Here is a 3,807-nt window from a genome sequence, read left to right as displayed (position 1 = left end):
TGTCACATAATCGAACGTATATGTGACAGGATCAAAATGCTGATTGGCTACATGCGGGTATCGAAAGCGGATGGTTCCCAGGCCACCGACTTGCAACGCGATGCGCTGACCGCCGCTGGCGTCGACCCATATCAGCTCTACGAAGACCAAGCATCCGGAAAGCGTGAGGACCGGCCCGGATTGGCGAGCTGCCTGAAGGCATTACGGCAAGGCGATACGCTGGTCGTGTGGAAACTGGATCGACTCGGACGCGACCTACGTCATTTGATCAACACTGTGCACGACCTTACCGGGCGCGGCATCGGCCTCAAGGTGCTGACCGGTCACGGCGCGGCCATTGATACGACGACCGCTGCCGGGAAGATGGTCTTCGGCATCTTCGCTGCGCTGGCCGAGTTCGAGCGAGAGCTAATCGCTGAGCGCACCGTGGCGGGCTTGGCTTCGGCACGGGCACGCGGTCGAAAGGGTGGCCGGCCGTTCAAGATGACGCCCGCCAAGTTGCGCTTGGCAATGGCGGCAATGGGGCAACCAGAAACCAAGGTCGGCGATTTGTGTGTGGAACTCGGTATTACACGTCAGACCTTGTATCGATGTATTTCACCAAAAGGCGAGCTACGTCCCGATGGAGTCAAGCTTCTCAATCAGGATCGATGAGCGCGTTAGCATGCCCATTCAATTTATCTCAACGAAAGGAAAGCACCATGAAAGAAAAGAAAGTCAAATCAATGCCCATGAATACCGGAATTTCAGAGGCTGACCGGAAGAAAATTTCCGACGGATTGTCCGCGCTACTGGCCGACAGCTACACCCTGTACTTGATGACGCACAACTTCCATTGGAATGTGACCGGGCCGCAGTTCAACAGCCTGCACATGATGTTCATGGACCAATACACCGAACAGTGGAATGCGTTGGATGTGATCGCCGAGCGCATCCGTGCCTTGGGTTTCCCGGCGCCGGGCACCTACAAGGAATTCGTCAAGCTTGCCTCAATCCAGGAGGTCGAGGGTGTGCCCAAAGCCAACGAGATGATCGCCTATCTGGTCGCAGCGCAAGAAGCTACCGCCAGAACTGCCCGCAAACTCTTCCCGGTGGTGGATGAAGCCAACGACCAACCTACAGCGGATGTGCTGACCCAGCGCATCGATGTCCATGAAAAAACGGCTTGGATGTTGCGGAGCTTACTCGAAGAGTAAATCACCATTTCTGTTTACAACGTAAGCAAAGGAGTGACACATGGAAAACAAAGACGCAAGTTCTTCTGGAAAATGTCCGGTCATGCACGGAGGCGCTACATCGGCCAGCATGCAGACCATGGAATGGTGGCCCAAAGCCCTGAACCTGGACATCCTGCACCAGCACGACAGCAAGACCACCCCGCTGGGTACGGGCTTCAACTATCGCGAAGAACTCAAGAAGCTCGATGTTCAAGCGCTGAAAAATGACCTCAAAGCGCTGATGACCGACAGCCAGTCCTGGTGGCCAGCCGACTGGGGCCACTATGGCGGGCTGATGATTCGCATGGCTTGGCACTCAGCCGGCACCTACCGTATCGCTGACGGACGCGGCGGCGGTGGCACAGGCAACCAGCGATTCGCCCCGCTCAACTCGTGGCCGGACAATGCCAACCTCGACAAGGCGCGCCGCCTGCTCTGGCCGATCAAGAAAAAGTATGGCAACAAGCTCTCCTGGGCCGACCTGATCATTCTCGCTGGCAACATGGCCTACGAGTCGATGGGCCTGAAAACCTTTGGCTTCGCCTTCGGTCGCGAAGACATCTGGCACCCCGAGAAGGACACCTATTGGGGTTCTGAGAAGGAATGGCTTGCTCCCAGTGGTAGCGCTGGCAGCCGCTACTCCGGCGAACGCGACCTCGAAAACCCGCTGGCAGCCGTGATGATGGGTTTGATATACGTGAATCCGGAAGGTGTCGACGGCAAGCCCGATCCGCTCAAGACGGCCCACGACGTGCGTATTACCTTCGCGCGCATGGCGATGAACGACGAGGAAACCGTGGCGCTGACGGGCGGCGGTCACACCGTCGGCAAGACGCACGGCAATGGCAGCGCGGCAAATCTGGGGCCGGCTCCCGAAGGTGCCGAACTCGAAGAGCAGGGCCTCGGCTGGCAAAACCACACCACGCGCGGCATCGGCCGTGACACCGTAACAAGCGGCATCGAAGGCGCGTGGACCACGCATCCGATGAAATGGAACACCGGCAAAGGTGGCTACTTCGATTTGTTGCTTCGCTACGACTGGTGGCTACAGAAGTCGCCGGCCGGCGCGCACCAGTGGGAACCGGTCAACATCAAGGAAGAAGATATGCCGGTCGACGTCGAAGACCCGTCAATTCGCCATAAGCCGATCATGACCGACGCGGACATGGCGATGAAGTTCGATCCTGAATATCGCAAGATTGCCGAGCGTTTTCGCGATGATCCAGCGTATTTCGAGAAAGTCTTCGCCCGTGCCTGGTTCAAGCTGACCCACCGTGACATGGGGCCGAAGTCGCGTTACATCGGCCCGGACGTGCCGGCCGAAGACCTCGTCTGGCAAGACCCGGTGCCAGCCGGTCGCAAGGACTACGACGTTGCTGCCGTCAAGGGGAAAATTGTCGCCGCCGGTCTCACAATCTGTGAGATGGTCTCAACCGCCTGGGACAGCGCTCGCACCTTCCGTGGCTCGGACAAGCGCGGCGGAGCGAACGGCGCACGTATTCGCCTTGCTCCGCAGAAGGACTGGGAGGGTAATGAACCGGCACGACTCACGAAGGTACTGGCCATCTATGAAAAGATCGCCGCCGACACTGGCGCAAGTGTTGCCGATGTAATCGTACTCGCCGGCAACGTCGGCGTTGAGCAAGCAGCCAGAGCGGCTGGTGTTGAGGTATCGGTTCCGTTCGCCCCAGGCCGTGGGGATGCCAAGCAAGAACAAACCGACGTTGAGTCCTTCGAGGTGCTTGAACCCTTGGCCGATGGTTTCCGCAACTGGCTGAAGAAGGATTATGTGGTCAGTGCTGAGGAATTGCTGCTTGATCGTGCCCAACTGATGCGGTTGACCGCGTGCGAGATGACCGCCTTGGTAGGAGGCATGCGGGTGCTAGGCACCAACTTCGACGGCACTGCGCATGGCGTGTTCACAGACCGTGTTGGCACCCTGACGAATGATTTCTTCGTCAACCTGACCGACATGGCCTACAGCTGGAAACCGACGGGGCGTAACAGCTACGCCATCGTTGACCGCAAGACGGGAGTAACCAAGTGGACGGCGACCCGCGTTGATCTGGTGTTCGGTTCAAATTCAGTGTTGCGTGCCTATGCGGAGGTCTACGCGCAGGACGACAACAAGGCCAAGTTTGTACAGGATTTTGTTGCGGCCTGGACGAAAGTCATGAATGCGGATCGCTTTGATCTGCACTAGATTGGATAGCAGGACAGCCTGCTAAACATTCTCCGGAGAGACCGAAAAACAATTGCTTTTCGGTCTCTCTCTTCTTTTGTCAGCGGTACTTGGATCTGCAAATGCTGTACTGAAACGCGTAACTTTCTTAGCGTGCTTTATTTTCCGTTTTCTGAGACGACCCCTACAACCCCATAACTGGCGGAAATGGCGGCTTGGGCATCAAAACGCGCGAAACGGATCGGGCGATGGCGAGGTGAAAAACAGGCGGATTTCTGTCATAAACTTTCAGGCGGAAACGGAGGCAAAACGGGCAGACAGAGGGCGGTTTTCGGAGAGTAGCGCGACTGGCCAGCGCGAGGGCGCGATTTTCCCTGGTTAAGTCGGCTATTTAACATATTGCCTGTT

3 protein-coding genes are annotated in these 3,807 nt (G+C 57.3%); all 3 read left to right on the top strand.

The window, feature by feature from the left end:
* Positions 1-654: recombinase family protein (locus ACYVG7_RS10920; RefSeq protein WP_460883137.1), on the top strand; the 654-nt coding region annotated here is incomplete at its 5' end.
* A gap of 47 nt (positions 655-701) precedes the next feature.
* Positions 702-1,196, top strand: a complete 495-nt coding sequence (locus tag ACYVG7_RS10915; RefSeq protein ID WP_031943103.1) for a Dps family protein — start codon at positions 702-704, stop codon at positions 1,194-1,196.
* A gap of 40 nt (positions 1,197-1,236) precedes the next feature.
* Positions 1,237-3,420, top strand: a complete 2,184-nt coding sequence (gene katG, locus ACYVG7_RS10910; RefSeq protein ID WP_043849878.1) for a catalase/peroxidase HPI — start codon at positions 1,237-1,239, stop codon at positions 3,418-3,420.
* Positions 3,421-3,807: the final 387 nt, after the last annotated feature.

The organism is Pseudaeromonas pectinilytica, assembly GCF_054780855.1.
The sequence above is the reverse complement of the archived record's forward strand: the minus strand, read 5'-3'. Positions and strand labels throughout refer to the sequence as shown.

What these genes read in the sequence shown, in the direction of transcription:
- ACYVG7_RS10915 (WP_031943103.1), top strand. Translation starts at nt 702, where the DNA reads ATGAAAGAAAAGAAAGTCAAATCAATGCCCATGAATACCGGAATTTCA.
- katG (WP_043849878.1), top strand. Translation starts at nt 1,237, where the DNA reads ATGGAAAACAAAGACGCAAGTTCTTCTGGAAAATGTCCGGTCATGCAC.